1 protein-coding gene is annotated in these 1,074 nt (G+C 80.1%); it reads right to left on the reverse strand.

The window, feature by feature from the left end:
* Nucleotides 1–102: 102 nt before the first annotated feature.
* The coding region (locus GTR00_RS21535) for an MsnO8 family LLM class oxidoreductase (protein WP_323132667.1) at nucleotides 103–1,074 on the reverse strand (972 nt) is incomplete at its 5' end.

Below are 1,074 nucleotides of genomic sequence, written 5' to 3' on the forward strand. Positions count from 1 at the left end.
AGCCGCGACTGCTGCTCACCTCGCTGCCGGAGGACTCCTGGTGCTGGCGCGCCGCCTGCACGAGGCCGCGCCGCCCCGGCAGCGCGCCGCCCCGGCAGCGCTTCAGCCCAGCAGCGCGTCGGCCAGGCGCGCGTCGGACTCCGCCTGCAGGTCCGGGTCGTGCACGGTCGTGGCGACCATGAGCTCGTCGGCGCCCAGCCGCCCCAGCAGGTCCCCGACCCGCCGGCGCACCTGCGCCTCGGTGCCGACGACGTCCCGCGCGAGCACCGCCTCCACCGCGCGGCGCTCGCGGGCGCTCAGCTCGTCCAGCCGCACGTCACCGGGGGCGGGCAGCGGCGGGAACTCCCCGCGGGTGCGCGAGACCGCCAGCGACCACGCCTGCGGCAGCAGCTCGCGCCGGGCCGAGGCCTCGTCGTCGGCGACGAGCACGTCGGCCAGCACCGTCACGCGCGGGCCGCCGAGGCCGCGGTCGACGAAGCGCCGCCGGTACTGCGCCAGCCGCGCCGGGTCCTCCAGCGCCGGCCCGCCCACGACGACCGGCAGGCCCAGGTGCGCGGCGGTCACCAGCCCGTCGCCGGTGGCCAGCACCGAGACCGGCGGCGCCGGCACGCGCGGGCGCACCGTCACCGCCGCCCGCCCGTGCAGCAGGTCCAGCAGATCGGACACGGCCGCGGTGAACTCCTGCGCGTCGCTGCCCCGGGCGCGCAGCGCCGCCCGCACCGCGGCGGTGAAACCGGCCGAGCGGCCCACCCCGAGGTCGACCCGGCCCGGGCGCAGGGCCTCCAGCACGGCGAACTGCTCGGCGACCACCAGCGGGACGTGGTTGGGCAGCATCACCCCGCCGGAGCCGATGCGCAGCGCCGAGGCCGGGTCCAGCGCCGCGGCGACGGCACCCAGCAGCACCGCCGGCGCCGGGCCGACGACACCGGGGACCCCGTGGTGCTCCGCCACCCAGAAGCGGTGCAGGCCCAGCGACTGCGCGCGCACCGCGCGCTGCACCGTCGCGCGGACCGCGGCGGCGTCGTCGCCCGCACCGCCGCCGGGCGGGGCGGTGGTGCGGGTGCGGTCCAGCAG

It is taken from the genome of Kineococcus indalonis, from assembly GCF_009906395.1.
GTDB lineage: Bacteria > Actinomycetota > Actinomycetes > Actinomycetales > Kineococcaceae > Kineococcus > Kineococcus indalonis.